The organism is Mycobacterium sp. 23, from assembly GCF_048287075.1.
In the GTDB taxonomy this organism is placed as follows: Bacteria; Actinomycetota; Actinomycetes; order Mycobacteriales; family Mycobacteriaceae; genus Mycobacterium; species Mycobacterium gordonae_B.
Map to the genome: position 1 here is coordinate 5,602,859 of NZ_JBLVUX010000005.1, position 16,492 is coordinate 5,619,350.

Annotated in this window: 20 protein-coding genes; 9 read left to right on the forward strand and 11 right to left on the reverse strand. The window is 67.2% G+C overall.

Features of this window, described 5'->3' with window-relative positions:
- Positions 1 to 58: 58 nt before the first annotated feature.
- Both ACNQS7_RS27090 and ACNQS7_RS27095 read right to left on the reverse strand, forming a co-directional pair.
- Positions 59 to 913 carry an endonuclease domain-containing protein gene (locus tag ACNQS7_RS27090; protein WP_418014965.1) on the reverse strand — a complete coding sequence of 285 codons (855 nt, stop codon included), beginning with the start codon at positions 911 to 913 and terminating at the stop codon, positions 59 to 61.
- 223 nt (positions 914 to 1,136) lie between these two features.
- Complete coding sequence (locus ACNQS7_RS27095) at positions 1,137 to 1,859, reverse strand: NAD-dependent deacylase (RefSeq protein ID WP_055576828.1); 723 nt, start codon at positions 1,857 to 1,859, stop codon at positions 1,137 to 1,139.
- Positions 1,860 to 1,896: 37 nt separating this feature from the next.
- On the opposite strand from ACNQS7_RS27095, the gene ACNQS7_RS27100 reads away from it, so the two are divergent.
- Positions 1,897 to 2,262, forward strand: a complete 366-nt coding sequence (locus tag ACNQS7_RS27100; protein WP_065050128.1) for a GntR family transcriptional regulator — start codon at positions 1,897 to 1,899, stop codon at positions 2,260 to 2,262.
- Here ACNQS7_RS27100 and ACNQS7_RS27105 read toward each other — a convergent pair.
- Both ACNQS7_RS27105 and ACNQS7_RS27110 read right to left on the reverse strand, forming a co-directional pair.
- Positions 2,259 to 3,092, reverse strand: a complete 834-nt coding sequence (locus ACNQS7_RS27105) for a class I SAM-dependent methyltransferase (protein WP_418014966.1) — start codon at positions 3,090 to 3,092, stop codon at positions 2,259 to 2,261. The genes ACNQS7_RS27100 and ACNQS7_RS27105 overlap by 4 nt on opposite strands.
- Positions 3,089 to 3,604, reverse strand: a complete 516-nt coding sequence (locus ACNQS7_RS27110) for a DUF1697 domain-containing protein (RefSeq protein WP_418014967.1) — start codon at positions 3,602 to 3,604, stop codon at positions 3,089 to 3,091. Before ACNQS7_RS27110 ends, ACNQS7_RS27105 begins: the two co-directional genes overlap by 4 nt.
- A 55-nt stretch (positions 3,605 to 3,659) precedes the next feature.
- On the opposite strand from ACNQS7_RS27110, the gene ACNQS7_RS27115 reads away from it, so the two are divergent.
- Together ACNQS7_RS27115 and ACNQS7_RS27120 are read left to right on the forward strand one after the other, a co-directional pair.
- The gene (locus tag ACNQS7_RS27115) at positions 3,660 to 4,103 is read left to right on the forward strand and encodes a PPOX class F420-dependent oxidoreductase (RefSeq protein WP_418014968.1); all 444 of its coding nucleotides are present in this window, start codon (positions 3,660 to 3,662) and stop codon (positions 4,101 to 4,103) included.
- An 18-nt stretch (positions 4,104 to 4,121) separates the two neighbouring features.
- The gene (locus ACNQS7_RS27120) at positions 4,122 to 4,313 is read left to right on the forward strand and encodes a DUF5302 domain-containing protein (protein WP_418014969.1); all 192 of its coding nucleotides are present in this window, start codon (positions 4,122 to 4,124) and stop codon (positions 4,311 to 4,313) included.
- Positions 4,314 to 4,456: 143 nt separating this feature from the next.
- Here the strand turns inward: ACNQS7_RS27120 and ACNQS7_RS27125 are convergent, their stop codons facing one another.
- Positions 4,457 to 6,583, reverse strand: coding sequence for a DUF6777 domain-containing protein (locus ACNQS7_RS27125; protein ID WP_418014970.1), 2,127 nt, complete (start codon positions 6,581 to 6,583; stop codon positions 4,457 to 4,459).
- Between the two features lie 399 nt (positions 6,584 to 6,982).
- On the opposite strand from ACNQS7_RS27125, the gene ACNQS7_RS27130 reads away from it, so the two are divergent.
- Together ACNQS7_RS27130 and ACNQS7_RS27135 are read left to right on the forward strand one after the other, a co-directional pair.
- Complete coding sequence (locus ACNQS7_RS27130) at positions 6,983 to 7,564, forward strand: HhH-GPD-type base excision DNA repair protein (protein WP_418014971.1); 582 nt, start codon at positions 6,983 to 6,985, stop codon at positions 7,562 to 7,564.
- Entirely contained in the window at positions 7,561 to 7,707 is a 147-nt protein-coding gene (locus ACNQS7_RS27135) for a hypothetical protein (protein ID WP_063892814.1), read from the forward strand. Before ACNQS7_RS27130 ends, ACNQS7_RS27135 begins: the two co-directional genes overlap by 4 nt.
- 87 nt (positions 7,708 to 7,794) lie before the next feature.
- Here ACNQS7_RS27135 and ACNQS7_RS27140 read toward each other — a convergent pair whose 3' ends face one another.
- Together ACNQS7_RS27140 and ACNQS7_RS27145 are read right to left on the reverse strand one after the other, a co-directional pair.
- Positions 7,795 to 8,901 (reverse strand): hypothetical protein, encoded by a 1,107-nt coding sequence (locus ACNQS7_RS27140; RefSeq protein ID WP_418014972.1) that lies wholly within the window; start codon positions 8,899 to 8,901, stop codon positions 7,795 to 7,797.
- 53 nt (positions 8,902 to 8,954) lie between these two features.
- Positions 8,955 to 9,737, reverse strand: a complete 783-nt coding sequence (locus ACNQS7_RS27145) for a hypothetical protein (protein WP_418014973.1) — start codon at positions 9,735 to 9,737, stop codon at positions 8,955 to 8,957.
- Positions 9,738 to 9,887: 150 nt separating this feature from the next.
- Between ACNQS7_RS27145 and ACNQS7_RS27150 the strand changes: the two genes are divergently transcribed.
- Positions 9,888 to 11,189, forward strand: coding sequence for a mannosyltransferase (locus tag ACNQS7_RS27150; protein ID WP_418016170.1), 1,302 nt, complete (start codon positions 9,888 to 9,890; stop codon positions 11,187 to 11,189).
- On the opposite strand, the gene ACNQS7_RS27155 is transcribed toward ACNQS7_RS27150, so the two are convergent.
- On the reverse strand, positions 11,155 to 11,445 hold the full coding sequence (locus ACNQS7_RS27155; RefSeq protein WP_418014974.1) for a 4a-hydroxytetrahydrobiopterin dehydratase: 291 nt from the start codon (positions 11,443 to 11,445) through the stop codon (positions 11,155 to 11,157). The two genes, ACNQS7_RS27150 and ACNQS7_RS27155, sit on opposite strands and share 35 nt — an antisense overlap.
- A gap of 27 nt (positions 11,446 to 11,472) precedes the next feature.
- On the opposite strand from ACNQS7_RS27155, the gene ACNQS7_RS27160 reads away from it, so the two are divergent.
- The gene (locus ACNQS7_RS27160) at positions 11,473 to 11,868 is read left to right on the forward strand and encodes a (deoxy)nucleoside triphosphate pyrophosphohydrolase (protein ID WP_418014975.1); all 396 of its coding nucleotides are present in this window, start codon (positions 11,473 to 11,475) and stop codon (positions 11,866 to 11,868) included.
- Here ACNQS7_RS27160 and ACNQS7_RS27165 read toward each other — a convergent pair.
- The 3 genes from ACNQS7_RS27165 to ACNQS7_RS27175 are packed head-to-tail and all read right to left on the reverse strand — an operon-like array spanning position 11,860 to position 12,641.
- The gene (locus ACNQS7_RS27165; RefSeq protein WP_418014976.1) at positions 11,860 to 12,012 is read right to left on the reverse strand and encodes a hypothetical protein; all 153 of its coding nucleotides are present in this window, start codon (positions 12,010 to 12,012) and stop codon (positions 11,860 to 11,862) included. The genes ACNQS7_RS27160 and ACNQS7_RS27165 overlap by 9 nt on opposite strands.
- Entirely contained in the window at positions 11,996 to 12,142 is a 147-nt protein-coding gene (locus tag ACNQS7_RS27170; RefSeq protein ID WP_418014977.1) for a hypothetical protein, read from the reverse strand. Before ACNQS7_RS27170 ends, ACNQS7_RS27165 begins: the two co-directional genes overlap by 17 nt.
- A gap of 55 nt (positions 12,143 to 12,197) precedes the next feature.
- On the reverse strand, positions 12,198 to 12,641 hold the full coding sequence (locus ACNQS7_RS27175) for a protein kinase domain-containing protein (RefSeq protein WP_418014978.1): 444 nt from the start codon (positions 12,639 to 12,641) through the stop codon (positions 12,198 to 12,200).
- Here ACNQS7_RS27175 and typA point away from each other — a divergent pair.
- Positions 12,619 to 14,508 carry a translational GTPase TypA gene (typA, locus tag ACNQS7_RS27180; protein WP_418014979.1) on the forward strand — a complete coding sequence of 630 codons (1,890 nt, stop codon included), beginning with the start codon at positions 12,619 to 12,621 and terminating at the stop codon, positions 14,506 to 14,508. The two genes, ACNQS7_RS27175 and typA, sit on opposite strands and share 23 nt — an antisense overlap.
- A gap of 23 nt (positions 14,509 to 14,531) precedes the next feature.
- Entirely contained in the window at positions 14,532 to 16,436 is a 1,905-nt protein-coding gene (locus ACNQS7_RS27185) for an ABC transporter family substrate-binding protein (protein ID WP_418016171.1), read from the forward strand.
- Positions 16,437 to 16,492: the final 56 nt, after the last annotated feature.

The window sequence follows — 16,492 nt, forward strand, 5'->3', positions numbered from 1 at the left end:
CTGCGGTGCGGGCGCTTGGCCTGCCGTTTCCCGCCACCTCCCCGCAGTTTCGCTGCCGTCAGCGCAGATCCGACTTTCGGGTGTCCAGTGCGTCACGCACCCTGGCGATGATGTTCTCCGGACGATCGGTGACGGTCACTCGTATCACAATCCATCCCAGCCGTTCCAGCATCTCGCGCCGGTGGTTGTCCCTGCTGTATTGCCAACGGTCCGTGCGGTGGTGTTCACCGTCGTATTCGACCGCGACCATCAGGTCCTCCCAGCCCATATCGAGGTAGTACACCTTGCCCCGCTCCACTGTCACCGGGATCTGGGTGGTCGGGCGTGGCAGACCTGCGCGCGTCAGCAGCAGCCGCAGCGACGTCTCCTTCGGTGATTGTGAGCCCGTATCGACCAGCGCCAGCGCCGTTTCCAACTGCCTGAGTCCCCGTGCGCCCCGATGCTGCTCGGCTACGGCGTGCACCTCATCAGCGGTGATACTGGTGGCTCGCATCAGGGCGTCCAAGTTGGCGACCGCCGAGCCGAGCGGCCTACGGCTGCCGACGTCAAAGGCAGTGCGTTGCGGCGTGGTGACCGGTAAGCCCTCGACTACGGTGCTTTCTCCGGTCAGCAGTTGCATATCGTAAGTCCGGACCCCACGCGGGGGCCTCGCGTTGCGCCAGATCAACTCGATCGGCAGCCGCTCGTCCACCCACTTCGATCCATGCCATGCCGAGGCGGTCATTCCCGCGATCACACCCTGACGACCCGACCACAGCCACGCTGCAACGGAGCGTTGGTGCAACGTGAGGATGCCCTCGCGCTGGACATAGACGTTGGGAAATTCTCGCCGGAAGCGCGAGCGCAGCTGGTGCCGTCTCAGGGACCCGTTTGCGATCGCCTCGCTGCCGATGAAAGGTGCGTCGCCCGTCATGCAGCCAGGATCGTGGACTGTCCAGACCGGCCGCCGCCGAATTCGCAGCCAGTCGATCGCTGTTGTGGAAGAACTTGCAACTGTGTGCAGCGCGGGACTTCTTCGACGACACTGCCCCCTGGGCGCCGAGACTGCGACGAGGTAGCGGATTAGGCCACAAACGGCGCCGCCCGCGCAGGCTCGGCGCGGCCCGCGCAGGCTCGGCGCCGCCGGCGCACCAGCCCTACTTGAACAGCGCCGGCAACCGCTCGAGCAGCCCTGGCAACGCCTGGCTCGCCGACTCGCGCACGCACAGTGTCGCGTGTTGCGACAATGGCGTGGCCTCAGGGTTGACCTCGATCACCGCGGTGCCGCGGGCCAGTGCGAGTTCCGGAAGCCCGGCCGCCGGGTACACGATCGACGACGTCCCGACGACCACCACCACGTCGGCGTTCTCCGTCGCATCGAGCGCACTCTGCCACGGACCCTGCGGCAGCGCCTCACCGAACCAAACGATGTCGGGCCGGATCAGACCGCCGCAGTGGCACACTGGCGGCTCCACTTCGATAGCGGCCTCCGTCATCACCGGCAACGCCTCTGCGTAAGGTAAACCGCAACGCGCACAACGGAACTCGAACAGGCTTCCATGTAGATGATGAACCGGGGAGCTACCCGCCCGCTCGTGCAGGTCGTCGACATTCTGGGTGATGACGGTGACGGACGTGACGTCCGGATGCCGCTGCCAGTCGGCGATCGCCTGGTGCCCGGCATTGGGCTGAACATCGGCCACCAGGTAATGGCGCCACAGATACCAGCCCCATACGCGCTCGGGATTGCGTTCCCAGCCCTGGACGCTGGACAGCTCGTACGGGTCGAATTGGGCCCACAATCCGTTCTTGTCGTCACGGAACGTCGGGACGCCGCTCTCCGCCGAGATACCTGCGCCGCTCAGCACCGTCACTCGCATCCCACAAAGATAGCCGCGGGTGGGCAATACTGGTTATGTGGAGTTGCGCGATTTGTTGAAGGTCGATGTGAAGGCGGGTAAGCCGATATTCGACCAGCTCAGAACCGGAGTGATCGACGGGGTCCGGGCCGGTTCGTTACCGCCGGGAACCCGACTGCCGACGGTGCGCGACTTGGCGGGCCAACTGGGCGTGGCCGCGAACACCGTAGCCCGCGCCTACCGCGAACTGGAATCCGCGGCGATCGTCGAAACACGCGGTCGTTTCGGCACTTTCATCTCCCGCTTCGATCCGACCGATGCCGCGATGGCGGCCGCCGCCAAGGAATACGTCGAAGTCGCCCGCGCGCTGGGGCTGACCAAGTCCGACGCGATGCGGTACCTCACCAACGTTCCGGACGACTAGAACTCCAAGAGCGTCAGGTTCGGGCGCAGCGGGTCGAGCAGCGGAACGCGGTATACCGCCGACAGGGCGGTGTTGAAGATAAGCCCGCGTCCCTTCGGCAGCCGCACATCGTGAACCGCGGTGACGCCCGGCACTGTGGCGGCGAGATCGGCGGCCTCGCCCGGTGACAGGCTGAACGGCATGGCCGGCACTTTGTAGCGCAGCGAGGTGCGAATGCCCAGCCGGCTGAACAGGCTGAACCAGCGCGGCGGCAGGTCGAACAGCATCTGACCACCCGGGAATCGCTTCGCGCACTCGGCGATCAGTCCCAGCGACTGCTCGGGTTGCAGATACATCAGCAGTCCCTCGGCGGTGATGAATACGCCGTCCGAGGTATCCACGGAGTCCATCCAGCTGTAGTCCAGCGCCGACTGGGCGAGCACCGATATCCGCGGCGAGGACGGCAGCAGGCGCTTGCGGATATCGATGACGGGAGGCAAATCGACTGTCAGCCAACGGAATCGACTCTCCGGCAGCGCGGCCTCCAGGCGCCAGAAGCTGGTTTGCAGGCCTTCGGCCAATGCCACCACGGTGGCCGCCGGATGCGTGCTCAGGTAAGCCTTTGCGGCGCCGTCGAAGGCCTGCGCCCGGATCGCGATGTCTTGGCGGGTGGGGCCGAACTTGGCGAAGTCGAAGTCGATCGAATCGACCAGCGTCACGGCCATCGGGTCGTCGATGAGTCGGTCCTCGCCGCGGCGCGCCTCGGTAGCGCGGGCGTTCAGCGTCAGCAGAGCGGTTTCCGAGACGCCGTTGAGCGCCACCTTGTGCGCCGGGGTCTGGGGGTCGCTCATGCGAGCACCTTTGCCAGCGTGCGCAGGTTGCGCGAGGTGGTCGAGGACTTGTAGCGCTTCTTGCCCGTCGTTTTGCCGATGGTGCTGTCCAGGGTGCTGCCCTTGGGCACCTGCCAATAGATGACGCCCTCGCCGCGCTCGATCTTCTCCTCGGGGCCGGGACTCAGCTGTGCCAATTCGTCGAGGATGTCGCCGTCGCTCACGAAGGTGACGTAGGACTGTTGGTCCTCGACCTCGCGCTCGAAGGGGTAGGCCTCGTCGATGGCCCGCACCGTGTCCAGGTCGTAAGCCAGCACCCATGCGTCGTAGCCGAAGCGGTCCCGCAGCGCGGCCTCGGCCTTCTTGCGCACGGTCGAGACTTTGGCCGACGATTCCAGCCGCACGTTGCCGCTGGCCAGGATGGTGCGTACGTTCTGGAAGCCGGCATCGGTCAGGGCGTCGGCCACATCGGCCATCTTGAGATTGACTCCCCCGACGTTGACACCGCGCAGGAATGCCGCGTACTTGGTCATGGATCGATTTCATCAGCCCGTCGGAGAAGGCCGCAATGCGACGTAGGCTTTCGGCATGGGACGCCACGTCTTCGACGACAAGCTGTTGGCCGTGATCAGTTGCAACTCGATCGGAGTGCTGGCCACCATCAAGCGCGACGGGCGACCGCAGTTGTCGAACGTCCAGTACTACTTCGACGCCCGGGGTCTGGTCTTGCAGGTGTCGATCACCGAGCCGCGCGCCAAGACCCGGAACCTGCGCCGGGACCCCCGCGCATCGCTGTTGGTCGACGCCGACGACGGCTGGTCATACGCGGTCGCGGAGGGCATCGCGGAGCTGACTCCGCCGGCGATGGCGCCCGACGACGAGACCGTGGAGGGTCTGATTGCCTTGTACCGCAACATCGCTGGTGAACATCCGGACTGGGACGAATACCGCGAAGCCATGGTCACCGACCGGCGGGTACTGCTGACAATGCCGATATCGCATGTCTACGGGATGCCGCCGGGCCGGCGCTGACCGGGATAGGCTGCCGGTATGGCCGACACGAACGCCCCGGAATCGTCCGAACCGCCGGAAGACGACAACAAGCGCAAGTTCCGCGAAGCCCTTGAACGCAAGATGGCCAAGTCTGCCGGTGGTTCCGACCACAAGGACAGTGGTGGCAAGCAGTCGCGGGCGCACGGTGCCGTCGGCAACCGCCGGGAATTCCGCCGCAAGAGCGGCTAGCGGCGCGCCCGAGAATTCAAGGTAGCTTCAAGCGCCGCAATCGTTTTGGCGTGACCGCGGTAGTCGGTCGACGGCCCGGCCGAGTCATCTGGCGCTGGGGCGTGCGTGAGAGTGCCAGTGGTAAAGCGATCCTGGGTTGGCATTCACTGCTTTGTGGCCTCGAAGGTACCGTTGCAGGGATTCCAGGTGCCGTTGCGGATCACGGTGCGGCCGCCTTCGGTGGTGAAGACACCCGTCATAGTTCCGCCGGAACTGCTGACCGTGAACGATCCGTCGGCGTTCAGGGTGCCGGTGAAGACCGCACCCCTACCAGAAGACATGGTCAGCGTGTTGCCTTGGTGGGTAATCGTGACGGTCTGGTCAGGGGGATGATGACCAGCACAGTTGTCGCTGGTGGAGTGCCATAGATAGGTGCCGTCGATCGACGGCTGGGGTCCTTGTCCGGTGGTGGGCGCGGTGGGTGCGGGTTGGGGTGGTGGGACGGGTTGGGTGCGCACGGTGTCGATGGTGCCGGTGGTTCCGGCGGGCCGGTTGAACCCTTGACCGGTGACGACGTCGACGAGGACGAAGTTGGTGATGGTCGCGGCGGTGGGTTGGACGGCGGCGAGGGCGGTGGGCTTGTAGCCGGGCCAGGCCGCGCCGACCGGCTCCGGGTCCCCTGACAGAGTGATCGGTGCCGTCAGGGGATTGCCGCAGTAGCAGCGGGCGCGAGGAACCCCGTGGGCGTCGACAAAAACACCGGTGCCCGCTTGGAAGACCGATTGCAGGGTAGTGGGACGTGTCCCGTCGAATCCGTGGTTGGTGACCCGGGTGTCCAACCGCAGCAGGACGGGAGTGAGTTCGCGCAGATAGGTAGGGATGTCGGCGGCCGTGAGGGGGTGTCCGCCGCTCCAGAACAGCGTCGGGTCGGTGTTGAGTGCTTCGACGAACGCGCCGGCCTGGGCGGGGTGGCTGTTCAGGAAGGTGATCATCTTGTCGCGGTCGCACTCGGCGTTGTTGAGGGTGCCGCCATACAGACCGTCGCGGTCGCCGGGCAGCGACTGGGTGGCCACTGGGGCGCCGCCGCCATGTGGTGGCAGGGTGGGCGGGGGTTGGGTGTTGGTCGGCGGCGACGGGGCTGCGGGGGGCATGAACGGGTTCGCCCCGGGGTCGGTGGCCGCGGTGAGCACTAACTCCGCGCCGGTCGCCTTGGGCGACAAGACGTGACGGACTAGCGCCCCACCGGCACCCGCGGCCGCGACGAGCAGAATCACCGCGGCGGCGATCAGCCACTTGCGCTTCGACCGGGTCACCTGCGGGCGCAGTTGGGTGGGCACATCCCCGGGCGGGCGCGCGCGGGTGGCGCCCGCCGAAGCCGGGGTGGTCATGTCCGCCATGTCCAGCTCACGTTGTGCGGCGGCGGCCAGTGCTGCGCAGCTGGGGTAGCGGTGGTCGCGGTCTTTGGCCAGGGCGCGTTGGATGACCGCGTCCATGCCCGCGGGTATGCCACCCTGCTGGGCGGCCGGGGTGTGGCTGGGTAGTGGGACGGGCAGATTCAGGTGTCCGTGTATCCACTGTTCGGCGGTGCGGCCGGGGTAGGGCACTGATCCGGTCAGCAGGTGGTAGAGGGTGCAGCCCAGGGAGTACTGGTCGGCGCGCGCATCAAGGCTGATCGAGGAGTCGAGTTGTTCGGGGGCGGCGTATTGCAGGCTGGCGACGAGCGTGCCGGTTGCGGTGATCCCGTTGCGGTCGTCGAGGGTTTTGGCGATGCCGAAGTCGGCGAGCAGGATTCGTTCGGGCTCACCTCCGGTGGATCGGGTGAGCAGTATGTTGGCGGGTTTGACGTCGCGGTGCAGAACGTCGGCGGCGTGGGCGAAGTCGAGCGCCTTGGCGGTCTCGGTGATGATCCGTACGGCGCGCTCGGCGGGCAGCGGCCCCTCGGATACCGCGGCCGCAGCATCGGAACCGTCGATGTACTGCATCGCGATCCACAATTGCCCGTCCTGGTCACCGCGGTCGTAGACGGCAACGATATTGGGATGTTCGAGGCGGGCGACGTGGTCGGCCTCACGCAGGAAGCGGGCACGGACGTCGTCATCGTCGGTCATGGCACGGCTGAGCAGCTTCAGGGCGACCAGTTTCGGCAAGTTCGGATGATGAGCCAGGTAGACCGCGCCCATCCCGCCGACACCGAGAAGTCGCTCGATGCGGTAGCCGGCAAAGACCTGACCGGGCTGCAACTGCTGGCGCCCCATGACCACCACCTCACCGGGGGATGACTGCCGATTCATCCTCCCACTCTCGGCGCTCGGCACCGCCACTTCAGCGAGTTTTCCCGCCGTCACCGGCTGCACCGAACATCGCTGCGATCGATTGAGCGGTCCAAGGTTCTTCAGCTGGACCGTGAATCTTCTGCGGCTCAACGATTTTCACGCGCTTGAGCTGGGCTCCCGGGGTTGTCGTCAAACAGCTGCCACACGCGGACCGGCCATTGACCCGCGAAGCGTCTGGAGCTGGAAGGTCGACCGCCAGTTGAGGTTCCGGATGTACGCTCGCGCGGCGGTGCCTCCCGGGCGTGCGATGGCGGTGGTGACCCCGGAACGGATGGCGACGGGCGACGACGCAGCGGAAACAGGTTCGGCGGTCGGTCGGTTGGCTACCTCACCGCCACGCAGTCCTAAACTGACACCGTGCCGAAACTGCAGCTCGTTCAAGACCCGGCCGCCGACGCGTTGCTGGAGTCCGATCCCTTCGCGCTGCTGGTCGGAATGTTGCTCGATCAGCAGATACCCATGGAAGTGGCGTTCGCGGGCCCCAAGAAGATCGCCGATCGGATGGGAAGTCTGGACGTCACCGAGATAGCCGACTACGACCCGGAGAAGTTCGCCGCACTCTGCTCGGAAAAGCCTGCGGTACACCGTTTCCCGGGATCGATGGCCAAGCGGATCCAAACGCTCGCGCAGACCATCGTCGAACGGTATGACGGGGACACCGCGGCCCTGTGGACGGCTGGAAACCCCGACGGCAAAGAATTGCTGAAACGACTCAAGGCGCTGCCCGGATTCGGCGATCAGAAGGCCAAGATCTTTCTCGCGCTGCTCGGCAAGCAATACGGCGTGACACCGAGCGGTTGGCGGGCCGCCGCGGGGGACTACGGCAAGGCGGGGACGCACATGTCGATCGCCGATATCGTCGATGCCGAGTCGCTGGGTCAGGTGCGCTCATATAAGAAGCAGATGAAGGCAGCATCCAAAGGAAAGGCAGCGACGTGAAGACACACATCACTTGTCCGTGCGGGGAAGCCATCGTCGGCAAGGACGAGGATGAGTTGGTCGAGCTGACTCAGGCCCACCTGGCCAGCGTCCACCCCGGTCTGGACTACGACCGGGACGCCATCCTGTTCATGGCCTACTGACGCGACGCGCCGCGAGCGTGCGCATCCGTACAACGACACGCCGTGGTCGATGTACATCCGCGCACGCTCGCGGGCCGGTGCGGCAAGTTACGGCACCACCGTCGAGCCGATGGTGGGCATGAACTGGCACTGACGATCTTTCGTGGTGACCTGCCCGAAGATCGTCGACATGATGCTGCCCGAACCGGTGTCCACGATCGCGGTCAGCGTCGTCGGGCCCTCGCCGTTGATGTCGGTGCGCGGCTTGAGCGTGGCACTGCCCGATTTGCCGGTGGTGAGGTTGACCCACGTGACGTTCAAGGGCAGACGCTGCACATCGGCCGGCCCGGGCGTCCCGACCGCGGTGAACACGTAAGCGGTCTGTCCCGGCCCGGGACCCGGCGTCGGGATGGGGGCCGGTCCGGCGACCGACAACGCCGTTGCCAGGGCGTTCGTACCGTCACCGAGGCAGTTCGTGCCGATCGAGGGGTACATGAAGTCCTGGGTCGGTGGGGCATCGGGCCCGAAAGCCGGCGTTGCGGCCGCCGGGGCCGCGGCCGGAGCGGGTGCCGGCGCCGGAGCAGGTGCCGGCGCGGGTGCGGCGGCAGGCGCCGGAGCCGGTGCGGGCGCCGGAGCGGGTAGCGCCGCGGGTGCGGCGGCCGGTGCCGGCGCGGGCAGAGCCCGCGGTGCCGGTTCCGGCCCGGGAGGAGGCGGGTCGACCGGCCGGGGGGTGACCACGGAAGGGACGTCGCCCTCGGGGGCCGGACCCGCCGCGTGATGCGGGTCGACGCCCGTCGGCAGATGCGGAAGCGTGCCGGGCTCGACGCCGGGAGGCGGGACATGCGGCACCTGGGCGCCCTCGGGCGGGGTGCCGCCGGGGGGCACCTGGCTGCTCAAATGCGGGCTTCCGCCGGGGTCGGCCACGAATTGATTGACCGACGAGGCGACGTTCTTGGCCTCGCTGGGTGCCGACGGATTGTGGGTGAATGCCTGCGCCGCGGCCATCAGAAGCTGCGTCGCCTGCGCCGGATTGCCGGCCGCCTGCTGGATTATCGGACTCAACTCGGTCAACGCCGGCAGCCCCGGTAGCTGTTGAGCGGGGTTGGGCGGCGGTGTCGCCGGGTCGGCTGCCGCGCTCGGACTGAGCATGAGCGCGGCAGCCGAAGTGACGACGACTGCGGCCAAACCTTTGGACAGACTCCAAGTGCTTGCCACGGTGTTTTCTCCCGGGTTGTTGGTGTTAGGTCAGTCGTCGGTGACTACTGGTCTCAGGGCAGGGCCGCGAGCAGCGTCTGCGGCCCGCTGGCTCCCGGCGCACCGGCGCCGGACAGCCCCGGAATTCCTGAGGTGATAGCCGGCAACGCGGCCTGGGCGAGTCCCGGGATCGCCGTGGCCAGACCCGGCAACGACGAGGCAGGAGTCGCGGGCACCGCGGGTGCCGCAGGAGCCGTGACACCCGGAATCGGCGTGGTGACCCCCGGTATCGGAAGTGACGCCGGAGCCGGGGCGGCCGGTGCGGCCGGGGCGGTGAGGCCAGGCAGCGGTGCGTTCACTCCGGGGATCGACGGGACCGCCGCCGGTGCGGGTGCGGCCGGAGCGGCCGGGGCCGCCAGGCTGGGCAGCGGTGCGTTCACTCCGGGAATCGACGGAACCGAGGCGGGCGCCGGTGCGGCCGGAGCGGCGGGCGCGGTGAGGCCGGGGAGCGGAGCGTTCACCCCGGGAATGGACGGAGTAGCCGCGGGCGCGGTGGCGGGAGCCGGAGCCGTCGCCCCGGGCACCACCGACGGCAGGTTCAGCCCACCGGGAGCGGCCGGCGCCGGGTCCGGTGCGCGCAGCACACCCTGGGGTGCCGGAGGCGTGGCGCCCAGAGCGGTTGCCAGGTTCTGCAGAATCTGCGGGGCGTTGGCCGCCGACGCGATCAGCTGCTGAGGAATGTTGGTTTCCGCCGGAGCGGGGGCGGGGTCGGCGTGGGCGATGCCGCCGGTCAGTAGTGCGGCAGACGAGCCGACCAGAACGGCGGCGGCTCGGACGTAAGTCCAGATGGTTGGCATGACTCTCCCTGATTGGATCGATGGCTGGTCCCAGACCCGAAGCTAGCCTGGTACAGAAGTGACTCAAGTGACACGTGTGGCATTTATGGGATCGTTACCGATACGAGTGGCGGCGGTGACCGCCGACCTGGGAATCGTGTTCGCGCCGTTATAAAAGGCTCGGCGCGCGGGCGGGTCGGTAAAGTTGGGCCGGTAAATACGACTTCGGCCGCCGACGCGGCAGCAACTTCCCGGCGCCGTCGCAGCTTGCTGCAGACGCTGGCGCTGCCGCTGCTGATCCTCAGCATCGCCGCGAGATTCGGGTGGACCTATCTCGCGCCGAACGGAGCGAACTTCGTCGACCTGCATGTCTACGTCGGCGGTGCCGCCGCCCTGGATCATCCCGGCACCCTGTACAGCTACGTCTACGCCGACCAGACGCCGGACTTCCCGCTGCCGTTCACCTATCCGCCGTTTGCTGCGGTGATGCTCTACCCGCTGCATTTCGTGCCGTTCGGCGTGCTGGCGTTCCTCTGGCACGTCGCAATCGTGGCGACGTTGTACGGCGTCGTGCGGGTGAGCCAACGATTGATCGGCACCGCCGCGGACCGGACGGCGGCGATGCTGTGGACCGCGGTCAGCATCTGGATCGAACCGTTGCGCAGCAATTTCGACTACGGGCAGATCAACGTGTTCCTGGTGCTCGCAGTGCTGTATGCGGTGCACACCACGCGATGGTGGTTGTCCGGGGCGTTGGTGGGAGTGGCGGCCGCCGTCAAGCTGACCCCCGCGGTCGCCGGCATCTACCTGCTGGGCGCGCGCCGGTGGTCGGCGGCGTTGTTCTCGCTGGCGGTCTTTATCTTCACGATCGGGGTGTCGCTGTTGGTGGTCGGCGATCAGGCCCGCTACTACTTCACCGACCTGCTGGGCGACGCGCACCGGGTGGGGCCGATCGCCACCTCGTTCAATCAGTCCTGGCGGGGCGCGATTTCGCGCATCGTCGGCTACGACGCCGGATACGGGCCGCTGGTTCTGGCCGCTCTCGTCGTCACGGCGGTCGTCGCCGTCCTGGCGTGGCGCGCCCTGGACGGCTCCGACGCCCTGGGCCGGCTGCTGGTGGTCGAACTGTTCGGGCTGCTGCTCTCGCCCATTTCCTGGACGCACCACTGGGTGTGGTTGGTGCCGTTGATGATCTGGTTGATCCACGGCCCGCTGCGGGAGCTTCTGGGGGCGAAGATCCTCGGTTGGGGCTGGCTGTTGCTCACGGCGATCGGCGTGCCGTGGCTGCTGAGCTTCGAGCAGCCGACCATCTGGGTGATCAGCCGCCCGTGGTACCTGGCCTGGGCAGGGTCGGTGTACGTGGTCGCGGCGCTGGCGACGTTGGGTTGGGTGGCAACGACGCGGTCGGCATGGCGGGTCGCGCCGGCATCAGGCCCGGCTACTGCGACGAAGCCGCTGCCACAATCCCGTTGATGTCACGCGCCATATCGATGTCCTTCTGGGTGATGCCGCCCTCAGAGTGCGTCACCAAGACGAAAGTCACTGTCCGCCAACGGATATCAATATCCGGGTGATGATCCTGGGCTTCCGCGTGTTCGCCCACCCGGCGCACGGCGTCGATGCCGGCCAAGAACGCCGGAAACTTGATGGAGCGCCGCAACGCGCCGTCGGCGCGCTCCCAGCTTTCTGGTAGTGCGGCGTCTACTTGCTCATCGGTGAGAACGGCCATAACGCCGACGGTATACCGTCAGTGGCCATGCCGACCCAGATCGTTGTCGCCGGGGCCGTCTTCCGGGGGGCGTCGGTGTTGGTGGCGCAACGTCTGCGACCTCCGGAATTGGCCGGCCGCTGGGAACTGCCCGGCGGCAAGGTGGCCGCGGGGGAGTCCGAGAGCGCCGCGCTGGCACGCGAACTCGCCGAAGAGTTGGGAATCGACGTCACCGTCGGCGGGCGCCTCGGCGATGACGTTCACCTCACCGACACGACGGTGCTGCGGGCCTACCACGTGTATTTGGTTCGGGGTGAACCGCAGCCGAATGATCATGGGGCGCTGCGCTGGGTGAGCGTCGATGAACTGCCCGACGTCGACTGGGTGCCGGCAGATCGCGGGTGGGTGGGAGCCCTCACCCAAGCTCTCTGCGGGCTAGGGTGATCGACCCTCTCGACGGGCGAGCAGCCACGTCGCTCCGACCGCAATCGCCGTCACCAGGCCGGGGAAGGCGCCATAGAGAAGAGTCGCGCCGCTGAGATAGAAATTACCGACGACGTCTTTGAGCACCTCATCGAACATTGCCAATCTCATAATCGTAAAACCAACGGCCACAATGTCTTTGGCGAAAGCGAGGCGGGATGCTAGTGATACTGGTTGCCGCGGCATCGTGCGCGACACCGAAATTGATGAGGTAAACGTGGTCGTCGCCGGTCACCAAGGCGTTGGAGAGCTTGACGTCGCGGTGGATCAGCCCGTTGCTATGGGCCGCGTTAAGCGCCCGCGGCGAGCTGCTGGATCACCCGGGCTGCTCGCTGCGGAGACAATCGTCTCTGCCGGCGCAGAACGGTTCGGCGATCAACGCCTTCGATGATCGGCATCACCAGATAGAGGTGTCCGTCGGTCTCTCCGGTGTCGTAGATGGGAACGATGTGTGGCTCGGTGAGCCGCGCCGCGACCGTCGCCTCGCGACGGAAACGGTCCCGGTAGCCGTCCAGGGCACCCAGATGAGGCGGTAGCACCTGCACGGCTACATCGCGCCCGGTCACCGTGTGGTGGGCCTTGTACACCTGGCCCATACCGCCTTCGCCGGTCAATCCGAGCAGACGGTGACGACCGACGGCCATCTCGTCCGTACGGGGGATGCTGGTGCTCAGTTCGCTATTAGCGGGTCCCGCTGCCACAATCACCGACGTGCCATTCCGCAATGTCGCCATCGTCGCCCACGTCGACCACGGCAAAACAACCCTGGTCGACGCGATGCTGCGACAGTCCGGTGCGCTGACCCACCGTGGTGACGACACCCAGGAACGCATCATGGACAGCGGTGACCTGGAGAAGGAAAAAGGCATCACCATCCTGGCCAAGAACACGGCCGTGCACCGTCACAACGCGGACGGAACGCTGACAGTAATAAATGTCATCGACACGCCCGGGCACGCCGACTTCGGCGGTGAGGTGGAACGCGGTCTGTCCATGGTGGACGGGGTGTTGCTGCTCGTCGACGCGTCGGAGGGTCCACTGCCGCAGACCCGGTTCGTGCTGCGCAAGGCGCTGCAGGCACATCTGCCGGTGATCCTCGTGGTCAACAAGACCGACCGGCCCGATGCCCGGATCAGCGAGGTCGTCGACGCCAGCCACGATCTGCTGCTCGACGTCGCCTCCGACCTCGACCCCGAAGCGGCCGCGGCGGCCGAGCACGCACTGGGCCTGCCGACGCTGTACGCCTCCGGGCGCGCCGGCATCGCCAGCACCGAGCAACCCGCCGACGGTGAGGCGCCGGCCGGCGACAACCTCGACCCGCTGTTCGAGGTGCTGATGGAGCACATACCGGCGCCCTCGGGCGACCCGAAGGCGCCCTTGCAGGCCCTGGTCACCAACCTGGACGCATCAGCGTTCCTGGGCCGGCTGGCACTGATCCGCATTTATAACGGCAAGCTGCGCAAAGGCCAGCAGGTGGCGTGGATGCGTGAGGTGGACGGGGTGCCCGTCATCACTAACGCCAAGATCACCGAACTGCTGGCGACCGAGGGCGTCGAGCGCAGCCCCACCGACGAGGCCGTGGCGGGTGACATCGTGGCGGTCGCGGGGCTGCCCGAGATCATGATCGGCGACACCCTGGCCGACCCCGACCATGCCCACGCCCTGCCGCGAATCCACGTCGACGAACCGGCCATCTCGGTGACCATCGGCACCAACACCTCGCCGCTGGCCGGCAAGGTGTCCGGGCACAAGCTGACGGCACGCATGGTCCGCAACCGGCTGGACACCGAGCTGATCGGTAACGTCTCGATCCGGGTCGTCGATATCGGCCGGCCCGACGCCTGGGAGGTGCAAGGTCGCGGCGAGCTGGCGCTGGCCGTGCTGGTCGAGACGATGCGGCGGGAAGGATTCGAGCTCACGGTCGGCAAGCCGCAAGTGGTCACCCGGACGATCGACGGCAAGCTGCACGAGCCGTTCGAAGCGATGACGATCGACTGCCCCGAAGAATTCGTCGGCGCGATCACGCAGCTGATGGCCGCCCGTAAGGGCCGCATGGAGGAGATGACCAACCACGCGGCCGGTTGGGTCCGGATGGACTTCATCGTGCCCAGCCGTGGCCTGATCGGCTTCCGCACCGACTTCCTCACGCTGACCCGCGGCACCGGCATCGCCAACGCGGTGTTCGACGGCTACCGGCCGTGGGCCGGCGAGATCCGCGCCCGCCACACCGGCTCACTGGTGTCCGACCGCACCGGAGTCATCACCCCGTTCGCGCTGATCGCGCTCGCCGACCGGGGCCAGTTCTTCGTCGAACCCGGTCAGGACACGTACGAGGGCATGGTCGTCGGGATCAACCCGCGGGCCGAAGACCTCGATATCAACGTCACCCGGGAGAAGAAGCTCACCAATATGCGCTCGTCGACCGCCGACGTCATCGAGACGCTGGCCAAGCCGCTCGAACTCGACCTGGAGCAGGCGATGGAGTTCTGCGCCCAGGATGAATGCGTCGAGGTGACTCCGGAGATCGTCCGGGTACGCAAGGTCGAGTTGGACGCCACCTCACGTGCCCGCAGCCGCTCGCGCGCCAAGGCTCGCGGGTAGGCCGCGTGCGCCTCGATACCCTGATTGGCGTGCTGCACCAAGCCCGTCACGTCCTGGTGGCGATCGGCGTGCTGGTAGCGGCCATCGGGCTGGTGTTGTCGGGGTGCACGGTGAGTCCGCCGCCGGCGCCGCAGAGCACCGATACCCCGCACAACACGCCGCCCCCGCCGCAGCATCCTTCCCAGATCATCATGGGAATCGACTCGATCGGGGCCGGCTTCAACCCACACCTGCTCTCGGACCTGTCTCCGGTGAACGCGGCGATCAGCGCCCTGGTGCTGCCCAGCGCGTTCCGCCCGGTGCCTGACCCCAACTCGTCGACAGGGTCGCGCTGGGAGATGGACCCCACCCTGCTGGTGTCGGCGGATGTGACGAGCGAGAACCCGTTCACCGTCACCTACAAGATCCGGCCAGAGGCGCAGTGGACCGACAACGCCCCGATCGCCGCCGACGACTTCTGGTACCTGTGGCGGCAGATGGTGAGCCAGCCCGGCGTTGTGGATCCGGCCGGGTATGACCTCATCACGAACGTCCAGTCCCTCGAAGGGGGCAAGCAAGCCGTCGTCACCTTCGCCCAGCCGTACCCGGCGTGGCGGGAGTTGTTCAACAACCTGTTGCCCGCGCACATCGTCAAGGACGTGCCGGGCGGATTCTCCTCCGGGTTGGCGCGCGCCCTGCCGGTCACCGGCGGGCAATTCCGGGTGGAGAACATCGATCCCCAGCGCGACGAGATCCTGATCGCCCGCAACGATCGCTATTGGGGACCGCCCGCCAAACCGGCGCTCATTCAGTTCCGGCGCGCCGGCGCCCCGGCCGCTCTGGCCGACTCGGTGCGCAACGGCGACACCCAGGTGGCCCAGGTGCACGGCGGGTCCGCCGCTTTCGCCCAGCTGTCGGCCATTCCCGATGTGCGGACCGCCCGGATCGTGACGCCGCGGGTGATGCAGCTGACGCTGCGGGCGAACGAACCCAAGCTGGCCGACGCCCAGGTCCGCAAGGCTATTCTGGGTCTGGTCGACGTCGACCTGCTGGCCGCGGTGGGTGCCGGCAGCGACAACACCGTCACCCTGGCTCAGGCGCAGATCCGTTCGCCCAGTGACCCCGGCTATGTGCCGACCGCGCCGCCGGCCATGAGCACCACGGCGGCGATGGGCCTGCTGGAGGCGGCCGGCTTCCAGATCGAAAGCAGCACTTCGGTTTCGCCGGCCCCGACTTCCGCGACGGCGCCGGTGAGCACCGGGCCGCCGGAAGTCATCCGGGGCCGAATCAGCAAGGACGGCAAGCAGTTGTCTTTGGTGATCGGGGTGGCTGTCAACGATCCCACGTCGGTGGCCGTCGCCAACACTGCCGCGGACCAGCTGCGCAATGTCGGTATCGCCGCGAGCGTGCTGGCCCTGGATCCCGTGACGCTGTATCGCGACGCGCTGATCAACCATCAAGTGGACGCGTTAGTGGGTTGGCATCAGGCCGGCGGAAACCTCGCCACTTCCTTGGCTTCCCGGTTCGGGTGTCCGGCGCTGGAGGCGACGGAAGTGCCCGCGCCGAACGCCCCTCCGACTACTACCAGTACGTCGTCGACGTCTCCCGTCGCGACGACCCAGGCGGCGCCGGACACCACCTCGGCGCCGACGACGCCGAGTCGCCAGCCCGAACCGGGCGCGCTGGTGAAGGCGCCGTCGAACCTCACCGGCATCTGCGACCGCAGCATCGAGTCGAACATCGACGCCGCCCTCAACGGGTCCAAGAACATCAATGACGTAATCACCGCGGTGGAGCCGCGGCTGTGGAACATGTCGACCGTGCTGCCCATCCTGCAGGACACCACGATCGTCGGTGCCGGCCCCAGCGTGCAGAACGTCAGCCTGACCGGTGCGGTGCCGGTCGGCATCGTTGGCGACGCCGGTCAGTGGGTCAAGACCGGGCAATAGCCCGAATTCCGTGCCATACAGATCATTTCGGCATGATCTTGAAACTGGGCGCATGG

Coding starts and splice junctions, on each gene's coding strand:
- ACNQS7_RS27090 (WP_418014965.1), bottom strand. CDS start 913: ATGACGGGCGACGCACCTTTCATCGGCAGCGAGGCGATCGCAAACGGG.
- ACNQS7_RS27095 (WP_055576828.1), bottom strand. CDS start 1,859: ATGCGAGTGACGGTGCTGAGCGGCGCAGGTATCTCGGCGGAGAGCGGC.
- ACNQS7_RS27105 (WP_418014966.1), bottom strand. CDS start 3,092: ATGAGCGACCCCCAGACCCCGGCGCACAAGGTGGCGCTCAACGGCGTC.
- ACNQS7_RS27110 (WP_418014967.1), bottom strand. CDS start 3,604: ATGACCAAGTACGCGGCATTCCTGCGCGGTGTCAACGTCGGGGGAGTC.
- ACNQS7_RS27115 (WP_418014968.1), top strand. CDS start 3,660: ATGGGACGCCACGTCTTCGACGACAAGCTGTTGGCCGTGATCAGTTGC.
- ACNQS7_RS27120 (WP_418014969.1), top strand. CDS start 4,122: ATGGCCGACACGAACGCCCCGGAATCGTCCGAACCGCCGGAAGACGAC.
- ACNQS7_RS27125 (WP_418014970.1), bottom strand. CDS start 6,583: ATGAATCGGCAGTCATCCCCCGGTGAGGTGGTGGTCATGGGGCGCCAG.
- ACNQS7_RS27145 (WP_418014973.1), bottom strand. CDS start 9,737: ATGCCAACCATCTGGACTTACGTCCGAGCCGCCGCCGTTCTGGTCGGC.
- ACNQS7_RS27155 (WP_418014974.1), bottom strand. CDS start 11,445: ATGGCCGTTCTCACCGATGAGCAAGTAGACGCCGCACTACCAGAAAGC.
- ACNQS7_RS27160 (WP_418014975.1), top strand. CDS start 11,473: ATGCCGACCCAGATCGTTGTCGCCGGGGCCGTCTTCCGGGGGGCGTCG.
- ACNQS7_RS27175 (WP_418014978.1), bottom strand. CDS start 12,641: ATGGCGACATTGCGGAATGGCACGTCGGTGATTGTGGCAGCGGGACCC.